Genomic DNA, 24,105 nt, shown 5'->3' with positions numbered 1-24,105 from the left:
ACCATAAAGTAGGCAAGGTATTATTAATACCGGCTGGAAACAAAAAAGGGGCTTACGCCCCCTTGTACCATTTAAGTGCAATATGATTTATTTCACTTTGTTTATTACAGCTGTGAAAGCTTCAGGATGATTCATTGCTAAATCAGCAAGGACCTTACGATTTAAATCAATACCTGACTTCTTTAATTTACCCATTAGCTCAGAATAAGATAAGCCATGCTGGCGAGCACCTGCATTGATTCTTTGAATCCATACAGCTCTGAATTCTCTTTTCTTTTGTTTTCTATCGCGGTAAGCATATACAAGTCCTTTTTCAACTGCATTCTTCGCTACCGTCCAAACGTTTTTCTTACGTCCAAAGAAACCTTTGGCTAATTTTAAGATTCTCTTTCTTTTAGCCCTGGAGGCTACATTGTTGACTGATCTAGGCATTTTACATTAGTTTTTGATCGTTGGCGCCATTGTTTATGGTCTTTTGGCCAAAAATCGGGTTGAACATTGAACCAATTAAAGAACTAGCATTGCTTTTACATTGTTCATATCTGACTTATGAACCAAAGCTTTGTTTCCGAGTCTTCTCTTTTGCTTTGTTTCTTTTTTAGTCAGGATATGATTTTTAAAAGCTCTCTTATGCTTGATCTTTCCTGTGCCGGTTACTTTGAATCTCTTCTTAGCACCTGACTTTGTTTTTAACTTAGGCATTGTTTTATAATTAGCAAATCACTTTTTCGCTGCTTTAGGCATCAATAACATGCTCATTCTCTTACCTTCAAGTTTAGGCATAGCCTCAACTTTTCCAAATTCCTCAAGAGCCTGAGCAAACTTTAACAATAAGATTTCACCTCTCTCTTTGTAAACAATAGAGCGGCCAAAGAATGTTACTGTTGCCTTTACTTTGGAACCTTCTTTAAGGAAGTTCTCCGCATGCTTAACCTTGAAGTTAAAATCATGCTCTTCAGTATTGGGACCAAAACGAATTTCTTTAATAACTACCTTAACGGTTTTCGCTTTAATCTCCTTCTGTTTCTTTTTCTGCTCGTATTTAAACTTCTGGTAGTCAACAACCTTACAAACAGGAGGATCTGCATTTGGAGATATTTCAACCAAATCCAATCCTTGCTCCCTAGCTAAGCTAATTGCTTGTTGAATAGGATAAACATCAACTTTAATGTTTTCTCCTATAACTCTTACTCGCGGAGCTGTTATTCTCTCGTTTATACGGTAAGGCTCTTCACGCTGAGGCCCTCTCCGCATTGGTCTGTTAAAACTGGGTCTACTATTATTAGGCTCGATATTATTAAAATTTAAATCCTACAAAAAACAGGCTGCAAATATCGTTATTATTTTAATTTTTCAAAATTTATACTTATAACGATTTATTTAAGGAGCAGCACATTCAACCTTAAAGCCAGAAATAAACGTATCAAGAGAAACACTTCCTTTATCTCCTTCACCATGCTTTCTTACAGCTACTTGGTTCTCTGCTACTTCCCGCTCGCCTACTATAAGCATGTAAGGTATCTTTTTGGTTTCTGCATCACGTATTTTTCTTCCTATTTTTTCATCGCGGTCGTCTAAAACACCTCTGATGTCCTGCTCCTTGAGGAGCGCATACACTTTAGCGGCGTAATCATTAAACCTTTCTGAGATAGGTAGCACGGCAATTTGATCTGGTGCTAACCAAAGCGGAAAATTACCTGCGCAATGTTCTATTAAAACAGCAATAAAACGCTCCAGGGATCCAAAAGGAGCTCGGTGAATCATTACCGGTCGATGTTTTTGATTATCTGATCCTACGTATTCAAGCTCGAAACGTTCTGGAAGGTTATAATCTACCTGAATAGTACCAAGCTGCCAGCTGCGACCAAGTGCATCCTTAACCATGAAGTCAAGCTTAGGTCCATAAAAAGCAGCTTCCCCTTCAACGGCTACTGTCTTTAAACCACGCTCATCGGCAGCCTCCTGAATCTCACGTTCGGCCTTATCCCACAAATGATCCTGACCAATGTATTTTTCTTTATTGGCAGGATCGCGAAGAGATACTTGCGCTGTATAATTCTCGAAGCCAAGCGACTTAAAAACGTGGAGCACAAGATCTATTACTTTAATAAACTCTTCCTTTACCTGATCAGGGCGACAGAAAATATGTGCATCATCCTGAGTGAATCCTCTAACCCTTGTTAACCCGTGCAACTCTCCGCTCTGCTCATATCTATATACAGTACCAAATTCTGCCAGGCGGATTGGTAAATCACGGTATGATCGTGGTTTAGTCTTATAAATTTCACAATGGTGCGGACAGTTCATTGGCTTCAACAAGAACTCCTCTCCCTCATCAGGTGTATGGATCGGTTGAAAAGAGTCTTTACCATATTTCTCGTAGTGACCTGAGGTAACGTATAAATTCTTTCCTCCAATATGTGGTGTTACAACAGGGTCGTATCCGGCTCTAACCTGCGCCCTACGCATAAATTGTTCCAATCTTTCTCTTAAGATTGTACCCTTAGGGAGCCATAAAGGCAAACCCATACCTACTTTTTCAGAGAAAGCAAACAACTCCAACTCTCTTCCTAACTTGCGATGGTCACGCTTTTTTGCTTCTTCAAGGACATGTAAGTACTCTTCCAATTCCTTTTGCTTCGGAAATGTTATTCCATAAAGCCGAGTAAGCATTTTGTTCTTCTCGTTACCCCTCCAGTAAGCACCAGCAACATTAAGTAGTTTTACCGCCTTAATAGATCCGGTACTAGGAATATGAGGACCGCGACAGAGGTCTGTAAAGTTACCTTGCTGATAAAATGTAATCTTACCATCGTCAAGACCACTGATCAATTCAAGTTTATACTGGTCACCTTTTTTACTAAAGTAGTCTAAAGCATCTGCCTTGCTCACATCTTTACGAATGTATGCACTTTCTTTTTTGGCAAGCTCTTTCATCTTTGCTTCAATGGCAGCCAGGTCGTGCTCTCCTAAAGATCTATTCTCTCCAAGATCAACATCGTAGTAAAAACCGTTATCAATTGCCGGGCCGATACCGAACTTTACACCAGGGTAAAGCGCCTCAAGTGCTTCCGCAAGAAGGTGGGCAGATGAGTGCCAAAACGTTGACTTCCCTCCTTTATCATTCCAGGTAAGAATCTTCACAGCAGCGTCTTCCGTAATAGGTCTGCTTAAATCCCAGATCTCACCATTAACTTCTATTGCTAAAGCATTTCGGGCTAAACCTTCACTAATGCTGCTAGCTATTTCAGAACCTTTTACCGGAGAAGCGTATTCTCTGACAGTTCCATCAGGAAGAGAAATCTTAACGTTCATTTCTTAAAATTTGGGCACAAATATGCTTAAAGATGCGGAAAGCAGAAAGCGTAAACCAATAAAGGCTCTTGTAATTATATCGCTTATGCCGGTTCCTTGTTAAACAACAAGGATTTATAAATTAAACTGGAAGCTAAAGAATACGCCAAATTTCCTTGTGTCTGGTTTATCCAGATAGGAAAGCCTATGAATAAAGTCAACTCTGAAGAATTTAAAGATATTTTCCACACCGTAGCCTAATTCTACGTAAGGCTTTCCTCTGGCCAAAAAACCTGCCTCAGGTGTTTCTTCTCCGTTACTTGTAGTCTCCGCTATCAGGTCACGGTTTCTCCAATTCATACCACCGTAAATTACGTTTGCAGTACCTACTAAACGCCACTTCAATTTTTTCATTAATGGAATTCTATTAAGTAAAAACCCTTCGAAGTGGTGTTGATACTGCATAGATGCGTAACGATCGCTAATGAACTCTCCATAATCCATGAGGTTGTATGTGACCTGAGCATAGATGGGAGTCTGGTTGCCAAGATGTAATGACAAAAGTGGATAAGGCAATGTATTGAATACATATTCACCTGCCAGGTTCATTGCTCCTACTCCTAAAGGACCAAATCGTATCTTCTTAAATAATGACAATCTTAATTTATCATATTCGAAGTCGCTCCCCATGAATCCTTTTAAGCCATGGGTGTAACGGATGGTTACGATGGGCCACTTTAGTGTTCCTAAACTTAATCTTTCATTGTCATTTTGAAGAAAGATCTCATCTCTGGCGAAGCGAGATTCAATTATCACTTCAGCATTTTCGTAAGTATTAAGTATTGGTGAGTTCTCGTTATCTCCCTGCTGATAATATCCGAAGTTAAATGTTGGCTTGAACGTAGAATGCTTAAAAGCTATTCTTTGGGTGAACCCTTTAAATATCTCTCGTCTAAAATCGAATTTCGATTCGTTAAAGTAATAGCCTCTCCTGAAGATTCCGAATCGCTGGGCTGCAAGAAAAAGATAATTATCAGCAAGGCTCTCTTCATCAATGCCGACCCGGCCTAAATCGCTGCGTAAGCGAATGGTGGCTGTTGTCCATCTGTCTCTCGAGAGAATGTGTTGTAAGAATGCTGAGTATTTTAATCTTCCATCATTAAAACCATATCCTAAGCTACCACCTACCACCCATCGTTTGCTAAATTCCATGTTGGTTTTAAAGCCACCTTCAACCCTTACTCCTTCAATATCATTATAGGCTAAAGCTGATATATAAGGCCCTATGTTAATCTTACCCGCGTTGTAGTAACCATTAACAACAATCTTTATAATGTCGGTATATGTTTTTACAATAGGAATGTTCTGAAGAGTGTCGATCATTTTATAAACACTCTTTTCTGTTTCTGATAATGGCTCATGACGGAGTGTATCCCAATATTCCTCCTGTTCGTATTGCCTTGCATCTTCGGCCATTACTATTGGCCTACTATAAAAAGATGCGTCATAGGGCTTGTTGACTTTTATATTCTTGTTGCTTGTATAAAACTTAGCAAGCATACCCGCAGAGAACTTCGTAAGTTCGCTGATATCTATAAGAACGCGGTTTTTTACGGGTAGCCACGATCCTTCTTCAGTTTTAACAAGCTCTTGTTGTATTCGGATCTTTTCTATGAAATTAAGATTGGCTTGCTTTCCAACGGATGCATCAATTTGTTTTAAAGCATACTCACCTTTGGTGATCCAGATTGTGCCGCTGAAGGCGAGGTCTTGGGGACTTCGCGGAAAGAAATCCAAGCGATAACAGAAGTCATCGCCTATATACACGCTATCAGTAAGATCATAATTATAATACAGTCTCCAACCATCGGCAATAGGAGAAACAAATTCTTTACTTATAACATTTAACCAGTTTTGATAGAAATTATACTCCTGAAATGATGTACCCACAAGCTGGGTCACCAAAGTACCATCCTCAACACCTACTCCATTAATTTTAGATCTTAATATGTTTTCTGTTTTAAGCTCGGGATCTTTTCGATAGTAGTACTTTGAGACACTTTCTGAGATGAAAAGCGGAAGTATTGGTTTGCCATCTTCTCCTGCAATGCGATCGACACTATCCATTACCTGCGTGATCTTTTGCATTACCTTCCTCTTCTTGAACTTCTCGGTAATATTATCTACATCAATCTCAATCTTGGTATATGTATCATACTCATACGCAGTAAGCTTTCGCTTATCGTTCTTATTCTTGTTGCGTACAACGTTCCGTAAGATTGAATACGCAGGATTCTCTCCTGCATCAAAAACTACTTCCTGAAGGCTGGTCGTAATTTCTTCCAGTTGAAAGTTTACTACCTGCTCTAACCCCTGCTGAATTTTTCTTGTTTTTGTTTTATATCCCAAGTAAGATACAACAACAGAATCAACAGGATTGGCGCTTTTAATACTGAAGTTACCGTCGAAATCAGTAGTGGTACCCGTTGTGGTACCTTTAAAAATTACGTTTGCAAAAGGGATAGGGTCTCCTGAATTAACGTCTGTTACTTTTCCTTTTACTACTGTTTGAGAAAATGAAGGATGTGAAAGGACAATTACCCAAAGAAAGGCGAAACATTTAAAACAGGACCTCAATAACTCGTTTAACACAGCGATTAATTTACAAAATTAATATATTCTGCAAGTATTGCCGGTTCATAATTTATTACATGGTAATATTTATTTGCTCTTTTCTTCCTAAGTGTCTTGGTTCTGTTTTAAAAACGTAAAGATCCAACACTGCTTTAGCTCTAGCAAAATACTCACGTATTAGTACCTTAAAGGATTGTTCCAATCCTGGTTCATCTGCAACCATTGCAATTGCATCGATATCGTAATAATTGCTAATAAAAAGAGCGCGGTAACTGTGGAATGGCTGTGTAATAATTGTGATTTTGTTTTGTCCGAAGATTTCTTTACTTCTTACGATAGAGTCCAACGTTCTTAATCCTGCATAGTCAAGGGTGATTACTGAGTCTGGGACACCTTCTTTTATTAAAGCCTTGCGCATTTCCCACGGCTCGTTGTAAAATATTGTCCTATTATCACCACTTAATATGAAATGCTGGATCTTTCCAAGCTTGTATAGTGCTGCAGCTGTTTCAATTCGTTTATGGAAATATGGATTGGGAGCACCGCCCACAACTTTATGACTGGTGCCCAAAACAAGACCGACATTATATACAGGAATGTTATTAATATCGGTGTAGACTTTGTTTTCTGTACTTTTAACAATCCAAACATTGCAGAGAACAACAGCAGCCACCAGTACTAAAGCCGTAAGAAGAACCAATCTCTTCAACCAACGCATAAACTATTAGACAAGGAATGAACAAATTTACTTAATTGTACGAAGAAATTCCCGTTCGAGGAGATCTGAACGCCTTACTATCTTTTTGAACCACTGCAATTTTAATTGATTCGCTTCTTCTACAGTTAATTCTATATCAGCTGAAGATTTTCTTGACTTTCCCATTAAGGTGTTTAAGCATATAGCAACGCTTACGGAAATGTTCAAGCTTTCTGTAAAGCCATACATTGGAATCCTAACTTTTCTATCGCAGTTTTCCCTTGCGTATTGTGAGGCTCCTCTTAGTTCGTTACCAAAGAGTAGAGCAATTTTACCTTCATTAACATCTATTTCATCTATTGGAAGCCCATCTTCTTCGGGGTCTGCGACAAAAATGCGATAGCCCTGCTCCCTTAATGCCTTGTAGCAGGTGTCTGTATTGTTAACCCCATTATTGCGGTAACGAGCAAGATTTATCCATTTATCTGCTCCCTTTAATACCCTTACGTTTAATTGATACTTTGCAAGATTTTCAATGATATGAATATCCTGTAAACCCATGCACTCGCAGGTGCGAACTACAGCACTTGCATTTTGAGATTGATAGATATCTTCAAGAACAACGGTAACATACCTAGTGCGTTGAGCCAGAACTTTATCAATAAAATTCTTCTTATGATCTGAAATGAACTGAGAAAAATAATTAAGCAGTTGTTCTTCCTGGAATGTCATGAATGGTTCTTTCATCTATATCGCCAACCCTTGGATTATTAAACCGCCTCATTCTTGTAATATACAAACTAGCCAATTTAATGAACCTAAGAATAGGATAGTAACTTATGTTAACAATTAACATGTTAACTAATTAGTACCAGGAGTGAATATAGTTCTTGCCGGTAGAAAAAGATAGAACAAACGATTAGTTTCTTTTGCTTAATTCGTCGCGGATTTTGGCCGCACGTTCATAATCTTCTTTGTCTATTGCTTCTTTAAGAAGATCATTGAGCTTCTCTACAGAATAATTTTTGAAGTCATCTTTACGAACTGTCTCTTTTTTCGCCTTAACCTTTGCCTCAGCTTTGGGTTCAGCTTTCTCTTCTTCTGCTTCGTCTGTTAATACAATACCAGCCTCTGCCAGAATTGTTTCGTATGTATAGATAGGTGAATCAAACCTCAGGCCTATTGCTATTGCATCGGACGGGCGTGCATCTACCTCTGTCTTTTTAAGTCCGTCTGAGCACACAATTTTGGCAAAGAAAACACCTTCTTTCAAGTCAGAAATAACTATCTCCTCTACAGTAAAGTGAAAATTATTTGCAAACGATTTAAACAGATCGTGGGTCATCGGTCTGTTAGGAATGATTTTCTCTATTTCGATAGCAATTGCCTGTGCTTCGAACATTCCGATAATAATTGGAAGTCGCCTATTGCCTTCCGTCTCACCCAATACAAGTGCAAAAGAGCCAGCCTGTGACTGACTCGATGAAAGTCCTAATATTTCTAACTTTATTTTCTTCACCTTACTTAACTGCTTTTATAGCTTCCGTCAATTTAGGAATTATTTCAAATGCATCGCCAACAATACCATAATCTGCTGCCTTAAAAAATGGTGCCTCAGGATCTTTATTTATTACAACGATACATTTAGATGAATTTACGCCAGCCAAATGTTGAATTGCACCTGATATTCCAACAGCAATATATAATTGAGGAGCTACTTTTACTCCTGTTTGTCCTACGTGTTCATGATGTGGTCGCCAGCCCATATCAGATACCGGTTTACTGCATCCTGTAGCAGCATTTAATGCTTTAGCAAGATCCTCAAGGATAGACCAATGCTCAGGGCCTTTCATTCCTCTGCCACCTGACACTACAATGTTTGCTTCAGGCAAAAGTATCTCTCCTGTAGCCTTTTCGGTTGAGAGCGTTTTAACAGCAAAGTCTGAATCAGATAACTGTACAGTGTAAGGTGTTACGGCCGCGTTACCGCTCACTTCCTTAATATCCACCGCATTCTTTCTGATAGCAATTACCTTTTTCGGATTTGTTAATTCAACCCAAGCAAATGCTTTTCCTGTGTAGATACTTTTCTTTACGGCGAAACCTGCAGATTTATCTGGCAAGGACACAACGTTAGAAGCAAGGCTTGCGCCTGTTTTCACTGCTACCTTTGCCGCTACCGGTGTACCGAGAGAAGAATTGGCCAATACTAAAATATCAGCTGCCTCATCTTCCATAGCCTTTATAAGCACATTGGTATAAGCTTGAATAACAGGTTGATTTAACTTCGCGTCAGCGGCGTGCAATACTTTTTTTGCACCATACTTACCTAACCCTTCCAACTCACTTTTCTCCACATCTCCAAGTGCGATTGCTGTTACTGCATCGCCGAGTTGGTAAGCGTATGCCACTGCTTCAATGGATGTTGCTTTTATTTTCCCTTCGGCGCTTTCAACAAATACTAATATTGCCATAAAAGATCAAGTTCAATAAACGATTATAATACTTTTGCTTCAGTTTTTAATAAGGTAACAAGTTGGGCCACGTTATCAGCCGGAATCATCTTAACGGCTCCTTTTGGAGGTGGCAGTTCAAACTTCTGTATCTTATATCCACTATCAACAGCTTTTGCTTCAACAACTTTTAATGGCTTTGTTCTGGCAGACATGATTCCTCTCATGTTTGGAATTTTCCATTCTGCTATTGGCTCCTGACAACCAGCGACAAAGGGAAGATTTACTTCCAATGACTCTTTACCACCCTCAATTTCCCTAGCAAGTTTGGCTTTGGTTCCTTCTATATCCAACTTCATCACAGGTGATACAGAAGGTATGCCGAGCATCTCTCCTACAATACTATGTACTACACCACTGTTGTAATCTATTGACTCACGGCCCATTAGAATTAAATCATAGTTTGCCGTTTTAGCATGTTCTGCTATTTGCGTTGCTACAAAGAAGGAATCAGCAGGGTCGGCATTAACACGTATGGCATCATCTGCACCAATAGCCAATGCTTTGCGAATGGTTGGCTCTGTATCGGCCAGGCCCACATTTAGCACTGTAACCGTAGTACCAGGAGTAGCTTCTTTGATTTCAATAGCACGTGCGAGTGCATAGTCATCATAGGGACCTATAATAAACTGAACACCAGTAGGATCGAACTTGGTATTGTTATCTTTGAAATTGATTTTAGACGTTGTGTCTGGTACGTGGGTAATGCAAACTAATATCTTCATTGCCTTCTCTATCAAATAGTTATGTAGAAGCTTTTAAAAACCGGGCTCAAGATACAAAAATCTCAAAGTTTCAATCAGAAATCGTGTGATTTTTATAAAACACATGACTTTTATACACTTCCTTACAAATTGCTTTAATTCACATCTTTTTATGGCAGACCGCATTCAACAACTAATTGCTTTTTATAACGACGATCCGCAGGATCCATTCAATATTTATGCCCTTGCCCTCGAGTACTTAAAAAGTGATTTAACAAAAGCTAAGGCTTTGTTTGATGAACTCCTGCAAAATCACCAAAATTATATTCCAACTTATTATCATGCTGCCAAGCTTTACCAGGAGCTTAATGAAAGAGAAAAGGCAATAGCAGTTTACGAAAAGGGATTAGAAGTAATGAAGAGAATGCAAGACAACAAGGCATGGAGAGAACTTAACTCCGCTTACCAGGAATTTATATTTGAAGATTAGAAAATAAAAACGTAGTTAATTCGGTAAGAGCTAATTATTAGGTGCTCCTGCATCAACCCAGCAAGCAATTAGGTTTATTTGCTGTTGCGTGATTGTTCCTTCAAAGGGCATGCTACGATCTTGTGTAAATGCTTTGATTTCAGAAGCATGCAGTTTAGCCAGTTCGTACTTTCGCAAGTCTATTCTTGAGATGCCGTTGTGACATCCGCTAATGGCGCATGACTCTCTGATAATAGGAAGAATGTGTAATTCCCAGCTTACAACTTCCTGGCCGCAAATGTCTTGTTGTGGCGGGGTGGTTGGAACCTCTTCGAGATCGTAATACACACATGAAGAAAGAAAGAACAAACAAGTTAAATAGTAGAGTCGGTGCATGACACAAATCTACTAAAAAGGAGCGTCATCCTCGTTCATTGGAGGTCTTGGAGGTTCTTCGGAGTCAGGGAACGTGTTCAGGCGACTTTCTCTTGTAATCATACCAGAGAAAGGATTGTCATAAGAGCCACCATCGAGGTCGCCGAACTTTGTATACTTACCGATAAACTTAAGTTTAGCTGTACCTGTAGATCCGTTTCTGTGCTTGGCGAGAATTACTTCTCCAACGCCCTGTGTAGGCATACCATCTTCATCTACTGTGATTTTATAATACTCGGGACGATAGAGGAACATTACGATATCCGCATCCTGTTCGATAGAACCTGATTCACGAAGATCTGAAAGCTGAGGTCTCTTATCTCCTCCCCTTGTTTCAACACCACGACTTAGCTGTGACAGTGCAAGCACCGGTACGTTAAGTTCCTTTGCAATACCTTTCAATGCCCGAGAAATGGAAGCAATTTCTTGTTCACGGTTACCCGCTTGTTCACCACGCATAAGCTGAAGGTAATCGATAACTACAAGTTGTATATTACTCTCGGCTTTGAGCCTGCGGCATTTTGCTCTGAGTTCAAGTATTGATAGTGCGGGTGTATCATCAATAAAAATAGGTGCAGATGAAAGTTTGCTTGTCTTGTGTACCAATTGAGCCCATTCGTGATCTGCCAGATTACCTTTTTTGATCTTCTCACTTTCGAGCTCTGCCTCTGCGGAGATCATCCTGTTTACCAACTGAATTGAAGACATCTCAAGTGAGAATATAGCCACAGGTATTTTAAAGTCTACTGCTGCGTTACGCAATGCAGAAACTACGAACGCTGTTTTACCCATACCAGGGCGGGCTGCAATAATAACAAGATCAGATCGTTGCCAGCCAGAAGTCATACGATCAAGAGCGGTGAATCCACTCGGAACTCCTGTTAAGCCATCTTTATGATCTTTAAGAACCTGAAGTTCCTGGATAGCACGCGCCATCAGGTTGCGCATGTTATCATAGTTTTTACGCAGGTTAGAGTCGGAGATTTCGAATACAGCAGATTCTGTTCTGTCTAATAATTCAAAAACGTCCGTTGTATCTTCATAGGCATCATGGTGTATTTTAGACGCTACCTCAATTAAGGTACGTTTAATTGCAAGTTCCATGATTACCCTGGCGTGATATTCTATGTTAGCCGCAGAACTTACTTTTGCTGTAAGTTCAGGAATAACATAAGCACCGCCCACAAGTTCTATTTTACCGTTCTTTCTCAGTTGATGCACAACAGTGCGCATATCAACAGGTTCTGAGGCTTTGAAAAGATCAAGAATAGCGGTGTAAATCTCTTTGTGAGCATCTTTATAGAAATGCTCAGGCTTTAAGAATTCCACAACTGCGTTCAGTGCATTCTTTTCCAGCATCAATGCACCCAATACAGCCTCTTCGAGATCAAGCGCCTGAGGAGGCAGTTTGCCTAAAGTTTCCGAAATATCTCTCGGAATCAGTTTGTTAGACTTACCGCTTAACCTCAGTGACGTTGACCTTCCTTGCTCCATACAGTGGTTGTTGTACGTGTTTTAAATTATAGGGCGACAAACGTACGCACATACTTTGGTACTCTGCCCACAACTTATTCACAAATGATACACAATTAAAATGTGAATAACGCATCAAGTTTTGACAACTTGTGTCAATTTTAAAAAATCTAACCGACTGACAAATTTTCCGATTGGGTAACCGAACCTGACTCTAGCTCCGTCCTTCCTCCGTCGTAGCTCCGCCTTCAGTATACCCTGATAGCCTGTTAGTACTTGTTGAAGTCATTGAATCTCTAAAATCAACATCAATCGAAATAATCAAACATCTGAAAATCAGCGTAAGCGACGTCGAATTTTTTATACACAAACATTTTCTTTTATTTTAAACCGGAATATTCTCAAACCATGGAGAAGAAGAAACAGAAGATTCACTTTATTGCAATTGGAGGCAGTGTAATGCATAATCTGGCTATCGCTTTAAAGCAAGCCGGACATCAGATCAGCGGATCAGACGATGAGATTTTTGAACCTTCAAAATCAGCGCTGTCAAAGCATGGCATTCTACCTGAAAAGGATGGCTGGTTTCCTGAAAAAATAGATAAAGATACAGAGGTAGTTATGCTGGGTATGCACGCCAGCAAAGACAATCCTGAATTACTTAAAGCTCAACAACTTGGATTAAAGATTTATTCTTTTCCTGAGTATATATATGAACAATCGAAAGATAAGCAGCGCATAGTAATTGCCGGTAGTCACGGAAAAACTACTACTACTGCAATTATAATTCATGTGCTCAATTACTGTAAGCGCGATTTCGACTATGTTATTGGTGCTCGTGTAAGAGGTGTAGAAAATACAGTGAAGCTTTCTGATGCTCCTATTATTATAATAGAGGGCGATGAATATCTGTCATCGGCTCTTGATCCTACTCCGAAATTTCTCCGCTACCAACACCACATTGGTTTAATTACCGGAATATCGTGGGATCATGCAAATGTATTTCCTACTGAAGATGAGTACGTTAAGCAATTTGATCTATTTGCAGATCAGACTCCTAAAGGTGGTATTCTGATTTATTGCGAACAAGATTCGCTTGCACTAATGATTGGCAAAAAGGAACGACCTGATGTTACCCAGGTAACTTATAAAAGCCATTCACATACTTCTGACACAGATGGCCATTTCTTTTTAACTGATGGCAAAGAACGCCATCCGATTAAAATTTTTGGAAGTCACAACTATCAGAACATCAGCGGAGCAAAAGAAGTACTCAAAAAGATAGGTATTACAAACAAGCAATTTTTTGAAGCTATCAGTAGTTTTGAAGGAGCGTCAGGCCGACTTGAATTGATCAAAGAATCGAGTGGCTTTGCAATGTACAAAGATTTTGCTCATGCACCTTCTAAAGTGAAGGCTACTGTAAAAGCTATGCGCGAGATCCATCCTTCGCGTGAGCTGGTAGCGTGTGTTGAATTACATACATTCAGCAGCCTCAATAAAAAATTCCTTCCCCAGTATAAAGACAGTTTAAAGAGTGCCCAGACACCAATTGTATATTTCAATCCTGAAAAAGTTAAGGCCAAAAAGCTAGAGCCTTTGTCTACTGATGACATCAAGTCAGCTTTTGCAAACAAAAACATTCAGGTGTTCGACAACACTGAACAGCTCACTGGCTACTTGACAGCCCAATCGTGGAAAAACAAAAATCTTTTAATGATGAGTTCAGGAAATTTTGGTGGAATTGATCTAAAGAACCTGGCTGAAAAAATTAACGCATAACTAATCTTCATGAAACTAAATCTTAAAAATCCGATCTGCTTTTTTGACCTTGAATCTACCGGAACAAATATTACGCATGATCGGATTATCGAGATTGCTGTTATCAAGATGATGCCTAACGGTGAGGTACACCGTAAATACAATCTTGTAAATCCTACGATACCTATCCCTCCTGAAAGTGTTGTCTTTCATGGTATAAAAGACGAAGATGTAAAGGACAAACCTACCTTTAAAGAACTTGCTAAAGACTACGCCAAGTTTATGGAAGGCGCTGATCTCTCTGGCTTTAGCATTCTGAAAATGGATGTACCACTTTTGGTGGAAGAGTTTTTGCGCGCAGGTGTCGACTTTGATTATCAGCGCAAGAAGATTATTGATTCTCAGAAGATCTTTCACCTGATGGAGAAGAGAACACTCTCTGCCGCCTATAAATTCTATGTAAACAAAGAGCTTGATGATTCTCATACTGCTGAAGCCGATACAGAAGCTTCCATGCAGGTATTACTCGCGCAAATTCAAAAGTATGACGGGCAGGATGTCACAGACGCCTCGGGAAGAAAAGTAGGAGAAATTAAAAATGACATGGATGTTTTAAGCAGGCTGATTGCTGACGACATGGTAGACCTAGCGGGCCGCATGATAAAAAATGAAAAGGGAGAAGAGATGTTTAACTTCGGCAAGCATAAAGGCAAAAAAGTTGTTGATGTCCTAAAACAAGAACCTGCCTATTACGACTGGGTAATGAATGGCGACTTCCCCCAGGATACCAAACGTAAACTCACAGAGATAAAGCTGAGAGGTTTTAAGCGCTAGTGATCCTTAAACTTCTTCTCTCCGACAGGAATAGCTATAGGTAGCTGATTTGGTGCTGGCGGAATTGGACATGAGTAATTAGGATTGTAACTACAGTACGGATTGTAACATAAGTTAAAGTCTATTATCACATCTTCTGACTTCGGGATTCTGAATTCAAGATACCGGCCGACTTCATAAGTCTCTTCACCATTGGTCAGATCTGTGAATGGTATAAAAAGGTAGTCTTCATAGCCAGGACGTTTCATTATTTCCGGACTCTGATAAACTTCGAGCGTATAGGATGTGCTATCGATGGAGAAAGTCACCTCTCCATATTTAGTATACTCAGGAAGCCTGGTGGTTGTCGTTTTCATCTTGAACAGCGGCTCATTTTCAGTTCTCCTGAACTTTGCCTGCACCCTGTATTTGAGATCAATAGGATAATAATTTAATCCTTTAAACCTCTTTTTGTCCTTAGGCAGTAATGGCGATTCTGATCCTTTAAATTCTTTGTACTGTTTCTTTCTGTGTTTGTTTATAAGCTGAAGCGCTTCTTCGTCTTGTTGCTGAGCTGCTGCGAAGGCAAAAGAAAAAGCCAGGAGCAAAGTAAGCGCTCCTGACTTTTTAAAGTTTTTGAGAAATCTCATTTATATCGCTATTACTTCTTATAGTACTTTAATGCTTCCGGAATCTCTTTTTTCAGATCGTTTATCCTTGTGCTATGAGAAGGGTGAGTTGACAACCATTCAGGAGGAGCTTCACCACCGCTCATTTTATCCATTCTTTCCCAGAAGCTCACAGCCTGGTTAGGATCGTATCCCGCCATTGCCATAAATATTAATCCGATTCTGTCAGCTTCTGATTCGTGCTGTCTTGAAAACTTGAGCATGCCTATTTGAGTACCAACACCGACAGCCTGCATGAATATTTGTTTTGTCATACCTGCATTTGCGCCCATTGCTGCACCTAATGTGCTTAAACCAAGGTTGGCGACAAGCCCCTGGCTCATACGCTCTCGGCCGTGGTTTGCTATCGCATGTGCTACCTCGTGACCCATTACAACAGCAACACCTGTCTCATCCTGGCATATCGGCATGATACCAGTATAGAAAGCTACCTTTCCACCAGGCATACACCAGGCATTAACAGTTTTTGGATCATCTATAAGATTAAACTCCCATTGAAACCCTTCGAGCTGTGCTGAAAGATTGTTCTGGGCCATGTATTGTTCAACTGCCTTCTGAATACGAACTCCAACGTTTTTAACCATGGCTGCCTGCTGCTGATTGGTAGAGAGCTTTGCCGTTCTTACCACAGAATCATATTGTTGATTGGCCATAGGTATAATCTCAGCGTTCGAAACCAAAGAAAGTTGCTGACGACCTGTTACCGCTACTGTAGAGCACGCGTATAGCAGATACCCGACGATCGATAATAAAAATGCATTTTTTAGCATAGTACTATTTTTAATTAATATTCAATATTCGCAAAATCTTGTTTTACTAGATTTGTGCCAAATTTTTACCAAAATAAATCAACCCAATGAGAATTTTTGCAATCGGTCGTAACTACGTTGAGCACATCAAAGAGCTGAATAATGAAAAGCCAGATGAGCCTGTAATCTTTACAAAGCCTGATACGGCCATCATCCGCAACAATGCACCTTTCTATTATCCCGATTTCTCAAAGGACATACACCATGAGGTAGAGCTAGTTTTAAGAATCAGCAAAGAAGGTAAGAACATAGAAGAGAACTTCGCTCATAAATATTACGACAGTATTGGTGTTGGTATCGACTTCACGGCACGCGACTTGCAGCAGAAAGCAAAAGAGAAAGGGCTGCCCTGGGATATTGCGAAAGGATTTAATGGTTCAGCGCCCGTTTCAGACAAATTTTTGCCGGTAAGTGAGTTCGCTGACTTAAAGAATATCAATTTTTCTTTAAAAATAAATGGGGAATTAAAGCAACAGGGGAACACTTCACTTATGCTTTTTGGTTTTGATTACATCATCTCCTATTTGTCTAAATTCTTCACACTCAGAACCGGTGATTTAATTTACACAGGTACACCAAAAGGTGTTGGCCCTGTGAAGATTGGAGATACCTTATCCGCTTATATTGAAAATGAAAAACTATTGGAGTTTGAAGTTAAGTAGCCTTCTAACAATTGTATTATTCACTTGCTCACACTTTTCTTATGGGCAGTTCAGTAAACCGGAGGAGAAATTTCCGAATGGTGAGAAATACTTGTATCCTATAAATCCTGGTAAGCCCGGCTCGCTCGCCGGCACTATGGGAGAGTTAAGGACAACGCACTTTCATTCAGGTATTGACATCAGAACCAATAATGTGATTGGCTACCCTGTTCTTGCTTCAAAGAGCGGGTACATTTCAAGAGTGTCAGTAAGCCCGTCAGGTTATGGCAATGTGCTTTACATTACGCATCCTGATGGTCACACAACATTATACGCTCACCTTGACAAATTCAAAGGAAAGATTGCGGATTACATCCTTAAGGAACAGTACAAGCAAAAGACAGCCAACATTGACTTATTTTTTAAAGAAGGTGAATTTAAAGTAAAGCAGGGTGACACCGTTGCCTTATCAGGAAACAGTGGCTCTTCCGGCGGCCCCCACCTTCACTTTGATATACGTGATCCTAACAACTATGCACTTGATCCATTAAAGGTTGTCGGGTTTCCGGAAATTACGGATAACCTCCCTCCTTCTGTTGAAAAGATTGCTTTAAAAACGCTGGATATTAACTCTCGGATAAACGACAAGTTTGGAAGATTTGAATTTTACGCGCAGCGTACGGGAAATGACTTTGTTTTTACCGCACCTATTCTTGCTACGGGTAACATTGGTGTTGAAATACTAGCGAAAGACAGACTAGCTCCTGGTAGTCCTTTCTGGGGTGGCGTTAATCATATCGATCTTCATGTTGATGATAAACTGGTTTTTAGTCAGGGTATTGATAAAATCAATATCGCGGAAACAAGAGGCATTTATACGTTGATGGACTTCAGGTCGATGCGTTTGAATGGGAACCGTTTCTATAAATTATACATTGATGATGGCAACCAGCTAAACTTCTATACCAACTCCCCTTCTACCGGTAAGATAAAAGTACCTGCAGGCAAGGAAACGAATGTGAAGGTTACAATGAAGGATTCTTATGGCAATGCCAGCAATATTTCTTTCCGGTTAATGCCTAGTCCGTTAACAAAAGAAGTAAAGCTTTTGGAACCAATGAAAACATCCGTTGAGTATGATGTTGTTGAAAACACTATGATGATTTCAACCCAACCATGCCTGCGTGATAGTAACATGGCTACCGTGTATGTAAGGAATACGAATCGGAAAATTGAGCCGGCATATACCAATGCATATCGCGCGGTTTATCTTATTGACCTTCGAAAAGAGGTTCCGGATTCTGTAGTAACATGCGAGAATACAGTAAGAACAAATATCAGAACAGTTGTACCCTCAGGACAGAAGTACAACTACTACAGTGATGTAATGGATATAGAGTTTCCTCAGGATGCAGTTTATGATACTGTGTACCTAACTACATACCATGGCTTCTCTTCTGACAGTCTTGAAGTATTTAACATAGGTAACAGAACAACACCTTTGAACAAAGCCATAAACGTTACATTGAGGCCCTCAACCACTTATCAGTGGGACAAAACCTATGCGGTTTACCGTAGGGCAGGTAAAGGATTTACTTACCTTGGTGGTGGTTGGGAGAATGGTGGTGTATACTTTGCAACACGTGAATTTGGTGATTTTGTGATATTGAAGGATGTTACCCCGCCTACTATTAAGCCGGTATCCATCAACAACTACATTGCTAAATTCAAGATTAAAGATAACCTTTCAGGAATCAATAAGTACGAAGCCACTATCAACGGCCAGTGGTTGTTAATGCACTACGATGCAAAAACAAATACAATCTGGTCAGAGAAGTTGAATAAAGCAGAATTACTAAAAGGGAAGTTGACGTTGGTAGTAACAGATAATTCAGGAAACGAAGCACGTTACACAAAACAAATACCTTAATGACACTCAAAGTCGGAGACAAAGCGCCTGACTTCCACGTCGATGATCAGGATGGCAAACCGGTGAAGTTATCAGACCTTCGGGGGAAAAAGCTTGTGCTTTATTTCTACCCGAAGGACATGACACCGGGTTGTACAGCAGAAGCATGTAATCTCCGCGACAATTACAACTCAATGCTTAAGAAAGGCTTCGAAGTACTGGGAGTAAGTACAGACACCGAAAAATCTCACAAGAAGTTTATCGACAAAGAAAAATTGCCTTTCAGGTTGCTTGCCGACACAGACAGAACACTTCACAGTGCGTATGGAACCTGGGTTGAAAAATCCATGTACGGACGCAAGTACATGGGAACTGCGCGCGTTACTTTTATTATTGATGAAAAGGGGGTGATCGAAGACATCATTGAAAAGGTTGATACCAAGAACCATACCTCGCAGATTCTCAAAGAAAAGATTGACAATACCACTAAGGTAGTGGTGAAGAAAGTACCTATAAAAAAATCCGCTACGAAAAAGGTAACAGCCAGCAAAACAGCGAAGGCTTCATCTAAACCTGCAAAGAAAGCAGCGAAGAAAAAGAAATAATCATAGTGCCTGGATTCTATTCCATACCTCTTCCAGCACTGGAATTCCATTTTTAAGATTTTCATTTCTTGTAAGAACAACGCGTTCTCCGGGAAAAACTATTTTCCCATTCTCCCTGGCAGGAACGGACTGATGGTAGTCGTCTATAATCTGTTGTAGCGTAACTTCTATTGACTTGAAGTTTTGCAGTTTTGATAAATCAATGGCAATGAAAACCTGAGACAAGCTGATCTCATCCTTACTCCTTGAGATCTCCGCTGTAGATAGTCCTCCTGATAAAACAGCAGCGAGTATATCAAGCAAAAGTGATAGCCCCGCTCCCTTCCAATACCCTATCGGTAATATTCTTTTCGATTCACGAATGGTAATAGCGTCTTGCGTAAGGTTTCCCGATGAATCATAACCACCAGGCACAGGAAGCTTTTCTTTTTTCATCTCATACAACTCCAACGCGCCATAAGAATACTGTGACATCGCCATATCCAAAACAACAGGTTCATCTTTATAGGGCATGCCAATTACCAATGGGTTATTTCCTAATTTACTGTCTATAGCACCCCACGCTGGCATATTGGCAATTGTGTTGGTCCAGCCAATAAATACAAATCCGTTTTTTGCAGCTTCACGTCCATAAGTTCCGCCTCGCATCCAATGGTTTGTATTGGCCAGCGCAACGCAACCAATACCGCTTGCTGAAGCAAGTTCCATTGCGCGTTGAGTACATTTTAAAGCATTTAATGGCCCGGCGCCAAGCTGCCCGTCCCATTGTTCTACTGCACCTGCAGCATGCTTTAATACAGGTTCAGCGTTTTGCCTGACGTGGCCTTCAGCAACGTATTTAACAAATCGGGGGAAGCGATTCACGCCATGCGTATAGACACCATCAATACTATTTTCCGTAAAGATTCGTGCACACGTTTTTGCATTGTCAGATGTAAAACCATGTTTGATTAAAATGCGAAGAAACTCAGCCTCCATATCCCTTGCTGATATCTTTAAGTAATTCGGTTTTTCATTCATGACTTTTCTTTTTTGCTACGTGTCAAATATCAAATGAATACTCTTACCACTTTTGCTAATGATTACTTCACCTTCTTCGCATTTAACTCTTCAAACCAGAAGTCATCATTAGGTACATCGAATTCAATTCTCTTAACAGCATTGTTGTTGTCAAGATCGAACTTTACAGTACCAAAACTAAACCACGCGAGCGGTGCAGCATTCTCCCACTTGATCTCAAACGTATCAAAATGCCAATGCTCAAGCGTAGCATTCAAATCAGGTGTGTGCTCAAACGTAATCCTTAACTTCTCACCTTCGCGCTTTACTGTGATCTTACCATAAGTATCGGTAAAGTATTCGCCTTCATATTTATCCAGCGAAAGCGAAGGCTTCGTTCCTGTTACACGTGCCTTTTTACGTTCTTCAATTCTTTTATCTTCGTTCTTGTTTGCATTTGCGAGCAACTCTGCTGAATAGTCTTTTTCAGGTGCCTTTAAAAACCTATCAATAGTATAACTGATAACTGCACCATAAATGCCCCGCATACCATTGGTAAGCACTACTATACCAAGGTTCTCATCCGGTATAAGTGTGACACCTGAAAGCATGCCTGTATACCCTCCGGTATGGCCAACCCTAAGCTTCCCCCTATAATCGCTTAGTACCCATCCAAGTCCATACGCCCTGAGATGCGTATTCTTTTCTTTGGTAGTATGATCGACGTTGAATGAAGCATGCGGTGTCCATACCATGTTTCTCGATTCTTTTGAGAGCAATGTATCATTCAGTAACATACCATGATTTAAGTTAAAGATCATCCATTGTGCCATGTCGTGGACACTTGATATGATACCTCCGGTTGCAGCTACATGGTCCCAACTTTCCCATGGTATGGGTTTATGTTCCTTATTGAAATAACTATGGGGCATGGCATAATTTCCCTTTTTATCGAGGTCGTGAATAGAAGTAATTGATCGGGTCATCTGCAATGGTTGAAAGAATCTTTCCTTTACATTATCACTCCACGATTTGCCTGTCACCTGCCTGATCACTTCGCCTGCAGTGATGTACATTACATTTGAATATCCGTACCCGGAACGAAAGTCATATGCCTTCGGCAGATACTTGGCACGCCTTACGATTTGTTCACCATTTAGATTGGAACGAAACCAGATAATATCTCCGCTAAATGTTCCCAACCCTACACGGTGGCTTAAAATGTCCCTGATATTAACTTCACTTGAAACCCAGGGATCATACAATTCGAAATATGGCAAGTACTTTCTTACCTTATCATTCCACTTCACTTTGCCCTCATCAACCAGTTGCCCGAACACAGCAGAAGTAAATGCTTTTGAGTTGGAAGCAATAGCATACAAAGTATGCTCATCTGTTTTCTCTTGTTTGCCCACCTCTTTTACTCCATAGCCCTTCTCAAAGATGATCTTCCCGTCTTTCACAATCGCAACACTCATCCCTGGTATATTCCAATCTTTAACAGCCTTCTCGTAATATGCATCAAGCTTTTTAAGGTCGGCCTGGGCAAATGCCACCTGGCATATAAACAATGCTAAAAGAATGCGGATCAATTTCATCAGTTCAAATTTTAAGATTCTAAAATAGGGAATCAGCTGATTAAAAGAAGTTGCGATGCAGTTTTCGATTGGATAAATATCGAAAATCGACAATCTTACCTTTGCTTGGTTTCCAAATTTGAAGCATCTTCGCGACAAATTAAAATTTCATGAGCCAGCAACAAGATCTGAATCAACTTAAAAAAATTGCTTCGCAAGTTAGAAGAGACATTGTACGTATGGTACACGCTGTTCAGTCAGGCCACCCGGGTGGTTCACTTGGTTGTACTGAATTCTTTGTTGCGCTCTACTTCAACATTATGAAGCACGACCCAAAGTTTAACTTTGAAGGTAAAGGAGAAGATCTTTTCTTCCTTTCCAATGGTCATATTTCACCAGTATTTTACTCTACCCTTGCAAGGGCAGGTTATTTTGATGTAAAGGAGCTATCTACTTTCAGATTTATAGATTCAAGACTTCAGGGACACCCTACAACGCATGAACACCTCCCTGGTATACGTGTTGCTTCTGGTTCTTTAGGTCAAGGGTTGTCGGTTGCTATTGGAGCAGCACAGGCTAAAAAGCTTAACAACGACGACCGCTTTGTTTATGTACTCATGGGCGACGGCGAGCAACAGGAAGGACAGATCTGGGAAGCGGCTATGTATGCAGCGCATAACAAAGTAGACAACCTAATTGCTACAATCGACTTCAACGGCCAGCAAATTGATGGTCCGGTAGCAAAAATTCTTTCATTGGATCTTAAATCAAAATGGCAGGCTTTCGGCTGGATTGTTCAAGAGTTTAATGGCAATGTGATAGAAGAAGTTGTTGCAGGTTTGCAACATGCACAAACCCTTGCAAAACAAGGTAAACCTGTCCTTAACCTGATGAAAACTGAAATGGGTTATGGTGTAGACTATATGATGGGCTCACACAAGTGGCATGGCGTTGCCCCTAACGATGAGCAGTTAAAGACTGCGCTCGCCCAATTGGAAGAAACTTTAGGAGATTACTAATAAACAGACACTATAGCAGCAAAGCCGGCCATAAGCCGGCTTTTTTTGTATTGGATCCTTTATCTAAGAATTTAAGAAAAACCTGGCTTTAAGCCGTGCTTAAGCCCGGGTTGAGCCGTATATGAGCCGTATATGAGCCGTATAAGGCCTCAAATTTCGCTAAAAACGCAGCCTATACGGCTCATATACGGCTCAAGTACGGCTGATCTATGGCTCATGTGCCGGTATGATCCGACTCAACGGGCGATTAAAATGTAAATATTGACGATTATATCGCAAAGGTTTAATCGCTATTACGCCTTACGTTATCGCAAATAATTGCGGTGGCAATGGCTGCATTTAACGATTCTGCATGGCCATAACGAGGTATTGTAATCTTGTCGGTAACGAGGGTTTCCAGATCTGGTGATATTCCGTGCGACTCGTTTCCTATCAGAATCAGCCCTCCTTTTTTGAACGTAGTTTGATGAACGTTTTTTCCATTCAAATAGGCCCCGTAAATAGAGCCACCAAAACCTGCCAGGTATTCCTTAATATCAACATATTGAAAACTAACCCTTGTAAAGGAGCCCATGGTGGCACTGATAACTTTAGGATTATAAAAATCGGCAGTTTCGTGAGATGCAATAATCTTATGGATACCATACCAGTCTGCAGTACGGATGATGGTTCCCAGGTTTCCAGGATCGCGGATGTTATCTAGTGCTATCCCAAATTCATCAGTACCAATCGTTATTGACTTGTTTGGTTTGATTCTTGCAACAGCCAGTGCCGTGTTGTTGGATTGGAACTCGCCTAGACCGTCTAGTTCTTTTTCTGATACTTCATTAACCTCTATGCGACCTGTGTTTTTAATCCCGGATAAGAAGTCTGATGTTCCGAAGAGTTTAACTACTTCAAATTCAGACGATAATAATTCGGTAACACTTTTTGCCCCTTCTACAAGAAAACATTGCTCCTGTTTTCTGTATTTCTTTAATTGCAGAGATTTGATGAGTTTAACGTTGGCTTTGGAAAGCATTCTTTATTAAGCTTGAGTACTTCGAAAAATAGATATTTTCTTT

24 protein-coding genes are annotated in these 24,105 nt (G+C 40.2%); 7 read left to right on the top strand and 17 right to left on the bottom strand.

Annotated features, from left to right (window positions below):
• Positions 1–87: 87 nt before the first annotated feature.
• From rplT to KK060_RS09110, 10 genes are all read right to left on the bottom strand, one after another.
• Positions 88–432, bottom strand: a complete 345-nt coding sequence (gene rplT, locus KK060_RS09155) for a 50S ribosomal protein L20 (RefSeq protein WP_254153414.1) — start codon at positions 430–432, stop codon at positions 88–90.
• A gap of 75 nt (positions 433–507) precedes the next feature.
• Positions 508–702 carry a 50S ribosomal protein L35 gene (rpmI, locus tag KK060_RS09150; RefSeq protein WP_254153413.1) on the bottom strand — a complete coding sequence of 65 codons (195 nt, stop codon included), beginning with the start codon at positions 700–702 and terminating at the stop codon, positions 508–510.
• 18 nt (positions 703–720) lie between these two features.
• Positions 721–1,254: a translation initiation factor IF-3 gene (gene infC / locus KK060_RS09145; RefSeq protein WP_254153412.1), complete on the bottom strand. Its 534-nt coding sequence runs from the start codon at positions 1,252–1,254 to the stop codon at positions 721–723.
• A 126-nt stretch (positions 1,255–1,380) separates the two neighbouring features.
• A complete protein-coding gene (gene thrS / locus KK060_RS09140; protein WP_254153411.1) occupies positions 1,381–3,315 on the bottom strand; it encodes a threonine--tRNA ligase in 1,935 nt (644 codons plus the stop codon).
• A 114-nt stretch (positions 3,316–3,429) separates the two neighbouring features.
• Positions 3,430–5,931 carry a DUF5686 and carboxypeptidase-like regulatory domain-containing protein gene (locus KK060_RS09135; protein ID WP_254153410.1) on the bottom strand — a complete coding sequence of 834 codons (2,502 nt, stop codon included), beginning with the start codon at positions 5,929–5,931 and terminating at the stop codon, positions 3,430–3,432.
• 70 nt (positions 5,932–6,001) lie between these two features.
• Entirely contained in the window at positions 6,002–6,646 is a 645-nt protein-coding gene (locus tag KK060_RS09130) for a SanA/YdcF family protein (protein ID WP_254153409.1), read from the bottom strand.
• Between the two features lie 27 nt (positions 6,647–6,673).
• Positions 6,674–7,372, bottom strand: a complete 699-nt coding sequence (locus KK060_RS09125; RefSeq protein ID WP_254153408.1) for a TrmH family RNA methyltransferase — start codon at positions 7,370–7,372, stop codon at positions 6,674–6,676.
• 172 nt (positions 7,373–7,544) lie between these two features.
• Entirely contained in the window at positions 7,545–8,144 is a 600-nt protein-coding gene (locus KK060_RS09120; RefSeq protein WP_254153407.1) for a bifunctional nuclease family protein, read from the bottom strand.
• 1 nt (position 8,145) lies between these two features.
• On the bottom strand, positions 8,146–9,099 hold the full coding sequence (locus KK060_RS09115; protein ID WP_254153406.1) for an electron transfer flavoprotein subunit alpha/FixB family protein: 954 nt from the start codon (positions 9,097–9,099) through the stop codon (positions 8,146–8,148).
• A 23-nt stretch (positions 9,100–9,122) separates the two neighbouring features.
• Positions 9,123–9,863, bottom strand: coding sequence for an electron transfer flavoprotein subunit beta/FixA family protein (locus tag KK060_RS09110; RefSeq protein ID WP_254153405.1), 741 nt, complete (start codon positions 9,861–9,863; stop codon positions 9,123–9,125).
• Positions 9,864–10,014: 151 nt separating this feature from the next.
• Here KK060_RS09110 and KK060_RS09105 point away from each other — a divergent pair, with 151 nt between their 5' ends.
• Positions 10,015–10,332 (top strand): tetratricopeptide repeat protein, encoded by a 318-nt coding sequence (locus KK060_RS09105; RefSeq protein ID WP_254153404.1) that lies wholly within the window; start codon positions 10,015–10,017, stop codon positions 10,330–10,332.
• A 30-nt stretch (positions 10,333–10,362) separates the two neighbouring features.
• On the opposite strand, the gene KK060_RS09100 is transcribed toward KK060_RS09105, so the two are convergent.
• Together KK060_RS09100 and dnaB are read right to left on the bottom strand one after the other, a co-directional pair.
• Entirely contained in the window at positions 10,363–10,707 is a 345-nt protein-coding gene (locus KK060_RS09100; RefSeq protein WP_254153403.1) for a hypothetical protein, read from the bottom strand.
• Between the two features lie 12 nt (positions 10,708–10,719).
• Entirely contained in the window at positions 10,720–12,240 is a 1,521-nt protein-coding gene (gene dnaB, locus KK060_RS09095) for a replicative DNA helicase (protein WP_254153402.1), read from the bottom strand.
• Between the two features lie 387 nt (positions 12,241–12,627).
• Here dnaB and KK060_RS09090 point away from each other — a divergent pair, with 387 nt between their 5' ends.
• Complete coding sequence (locus tag KK060_RS09090) at positions 12,628–14,001, top strand: UDP-N-acetylmuramate--L-alanine ligase (protein WP_254153401.1); 1,374 nt, start codon at positions 12,628–12,630, stop codon at positions 13,999–14,001.
• Between the two features lie 9 nt (positions 14,002–14,010).
• The gene (locus tag KK060_RS09085; RefSeq protein WP_254153400.1) at positions 14,011–14,814 is read left to right on the top strand and encodes a 3'-5' exonuclease; all 804 of its coding nucleotides are present in this window, start codon (positions 14,011–14,013) and stop codon (positions 14,812–14,814) included.
• Here the strand turns inward: KK060_RS09085 and KK060_RS09080 are convergent.
• Both KK060_RS09080 and KK060_RS09075 read right to left on the bottom strand, forming a co-directional pair.
• A complete protein-coding gene (locus tag KK060_RS09080) occupies positions 14,811–15,443 on the bottom strand; it encodes a DUF1684 domain-containing protein (protein ID WP_254153399.1) in 633 nt (210 codons plus the stop codon). The two genes, KK060_RS09085 and KK060_RS09080, sit on opposite strands and share 4 nt — an antisense overlap.
• A gap of 11 nt (positions 15,444–15,454) precedes the next feature.
• On the bottom strand, positions 15,455–16,252 hold the full coding sequence (locus KK060_RS09075; protein ID WP_254153398.1) for a M48 family metallopeptidase: 798 nt from the start codon (positions 16,250–16,252) through the stop codon (positions 15,455–15,457).
• Between the two features lie 86 nt (positions 16,253–16,338).
• On the opposite strand from KK060_RS09075, the gene KK060_RS09070 reads away from it, so the two are divergent.
• Genes KK060_RS09070 through bcp form a run of 3 tightly spaced genes read left to right on the top strand, consistent with a single transcriptional unit; the run spans position 16,339 to position 19,446 of the window.
• Positions 16,339–16,953, top strand: coding sequence for a fumarylacetoacetate hydrolase family protein (locus KK060_RS09070; RefSeq protein WP_254153397.1), 615 nt, complete (start codon positions 16,339–16,341; stop codon positions 16,951–16,953).
• Positions 16,922–18,862 (top strand): M23 family metallopeptidase, encoded by a 1,941-nt coding sequence (locus tag KK060_RS09065; RefSeq protein ID WP_254153396.1) that lies wholly within the window; start codon positions 16,922–16,924, stop codon positions 18,860–18,862. The genes KK060_RS09070 and KK060_RS09065 overlap by 32 nt, the downstream gene beginning before the upstream one ends.
• On the top strand, positions 18,862–19,446 hold the full coding sequence (gene bcp, locus KK060_RS09060) for a thioredoxin-dependent thiol peroxidase (protein WP_302180041.1): 585 nt from the start codon (positions 18,862–18,864) through the stop codon (positions 19,444–19,446). The genes KK060_RS09065 and bcp overlap by 1 nt, the downstream gene beginning before the upstream one ends.
• On the opposite strand, the gene yiaK is transcribed toward bcp, so the two are convergent.
• Together yiaK and KK060_RS09050 are read right to left on the bottom strand one after the other, a co-directional pair.
• Positions 19,447–20,466: a 3-dehydro-L-gulonate 2-dehydrogenase gene (gene yiaK, locus KK060_RS09055; protein ID WP_254153395.1), complete on the bottom strand. Its 1,020-nt coding sequence runs from the start codon at positions 20,464–20,466 to the stop codon at positions 19,447–19,449.
• A 62-nt stretch (positions 20,467–20,528) separates the two neighbouring features.
• Positions 20,529–22,043 carry a serine hydrolase gene (locus tag KK060_RS09050; protein ID WP_254153394.1) on the bottom strand — a complete coding sequence of 505 codons (1,515 nt, stop codon included), beginning with the start codon at positions 22,041–22,043 and terminating at the stop codon, positions 20,529–20,531.
• A gap of 149 nt (positions 22,044–22,192) precedes the next feature.
• Here KK060_RS09050 and KK060_RS09045 point away from each other — a divergent pair, with 149 nt between their 5' ends.
• Positions 22,193–23,041 carry a transketolase gene (locus tag KK060_RS09045; protein ID WP_254153393.1) on the top strand — a complete coding sequence of 283 codons (849 nt, stop codon included), beginning with the start codon at positions 22,193–22,195 and terminating at the stop codon, positions 23,039–23,041.
• Positions 23,042–23,324: 283 nt separating this feature from the next.
• Here the strand turns inward: KK060_RS09045 and KK060_RS09040 are convergent, their stop codons facing one another.
• On the bottom strand, positions 23,325–24,062 hold the full coding sequence (locus tag KK060_RS09040) for a TrmH family RNA methyltransferase (RefSeq protein WP_254153392.1): 738 nt from the start codon (positions 24,060–24,062) through the stop codon (positions 23,325–23,327).
• Positions 24,063–24,105 lie beyond the last annotated feature (43 nt).

Source organism: Chryseosolibacter indicum (assembly GCF_018598585.1).
Classification (GTDB): domain Bacteria; phylum Bacteroidota; class Bacteroidia; order Cytophagales; family Cyclobacteriaceae; genus Chryseosolibacter; species Chryseosolibacter indicus.
Note: the sequence above shows the minus strand (reverse complement) of the source record. Positions and strands in the feature narration are given on the sequence as shown.

Excerpts from the sequence above, each read along its gene's own strand:
- KK060_RS09090 (WP_254153401.1), top strand. The coding sequence starts at position 12,628 with ATGGAGAAGAAGAAACAGAAGATTCACTTTATTGCAATTGGAGGCAGT.
- KK060_RS09050 (WP_254153394.1), bottom strand. The coding sequence starts at position 22,043 with ATGAAATTGATCCGCATTCTTTTAGCATTGTTTATATGCCAGGTGGCA.
- KK060_RS09080 (WP_254153399.1), bottom strand. The coding sequence starts at position 15,443 with ATGAGATTTCTCAAAAACTTTAAAAAGTCAGGAGCGCTTACTTTGCTC.
- KK060_RS09115 (WP_254153406.1), bottom strand. The coding sequence starts at position 9,099 with ATGGCAATATTAGTATTTGTTGAAAGCGCCGAAGGGAAAATAAAAGCA.
- KK060_RS09110 (WP_254153405.1), bottom strand. The coding sequence starts at position 9,863 with ATGAAGATATTAGTTTGCATTACCCACGTACCAGACACAACGTCTAAA.
- yiaK (WP_254153395.1), bottom strand. The coding sequence starts at position 20,466 with ATGAATGAAAAACCGAATTACTTAAAGATATCAGCAAGGGATATGGAG.
- KK060_RS09075 (WP_254153398.1), bottom strand. The coding sequence starts at position 16,252 with ATGCTAAAAAATGCATTTTTATTATCGATCGTCGGGTATCTGCTATAC.
- KK060_RS09040 (WP_254153392.1), bottom strand. The coding sequence starts at position 24,062 with ATGCTTTCCAAAGCCAACGTTAAACTCATCAAATCTCTGCAATTAAAG.
- KK060_RS09105 (WP_254153404.1), top strand. The coding sequence starts at position 10,015 with ATGGCAGACCGCATTCAACAACTAATTGCTTTTTATAACGACGATCCG.
- KK060_RS09125 (WP_254153408.1), bottom strand. The coding sequence starts at position 7,372 with ATGAAAGAACCATTCATGACATTCCAGGAAGAACAACTGCTTAATTAT.
- infC (WP_254153412.1), bottom strand. The coding sequence starts at position 1,254 with ATGCGGAGAGGGCCTCAGCGTGAAGAGCCTTACCGTATAAACGAGAGA.
- dnaB (WP_254153402.1), bottom strand. The coding sequence starts at position 12,240 with ATGGAGCAAGGAAGGTCAACGTCACTGAGGTTAAGCGGTAAGTCTAAC.
- KK060_RS09065 (WP_254153396.1), top strand. The coding sequence starts at position 16,922 with ATGAAAAACTATTGGAGTTTGAAGTTAAGTAGCCTTCTAACAATTGTA.
- rplT (WP_254153414.1), bottom strand. The coding sequence starts at position 432 with ATGCCTAGATCAGTCAACAATGTAGCCTCCAGGGCTAAAAGAAAGAGA.
- KK060_RS09100 (WP_254153403.1), bottom strand. The coding sequence starts at position 10,707 with ATGCACCGACTCTACTATTTAACTTGTTTGTTCTTTCTTTCTTCATGT.
- bcp (WP_302180041.1), top strand. The coding sequence starts at position 18,862 with ATGACACTCAAAGTCGGAGACAAAGCGCCTGACTTCCACGTCGATGAT.
- thrS (WP_254153411.1), bottom strand. The coding sequence starts at position 3,315 with ATGAACGTTAAGATTTCTCTTCCTGATGGAACTGTCAGAGAATACGCT.
- KK060_RS09085 (WP_254153400.1), top strand. The coding sequence starts at position 14,011 with ATGAAACTAAATCTTAAAAATCCGATCTGCTTTTTTGACCTTGAATCT.
- rpmI (WP_254153413.1), bottom strand. The coding sequence starts at position 702 with ATGCCTAAGTTAAAAACAAAGTCAGGTGCTAAGAAGAGATTCAAAGTA.
- KK060_RS09130 (WP_254153409.1), bottom strand. The coding sequence starts at position 6,646 with ATGCGTTGGTTGAAGAGATTGGTTCTTCTTACGGCTTTAGTACTGGTG.
- KK060_RS09045 (WP_254153393.1), top strand. The coding sequence starts at position 22,193 with ATGAGCCAGCAACAAGATCTGAATCAACTTAAAAAAATTGCTTCGCAA.
- KK060_RS09070 (WP_254153397.1), top strand. The coding sequence starts at position 16,339 with ATGAGAATTTTTGCAATCGGTCGTAACTACGTTGAGCACATCAAAGAG.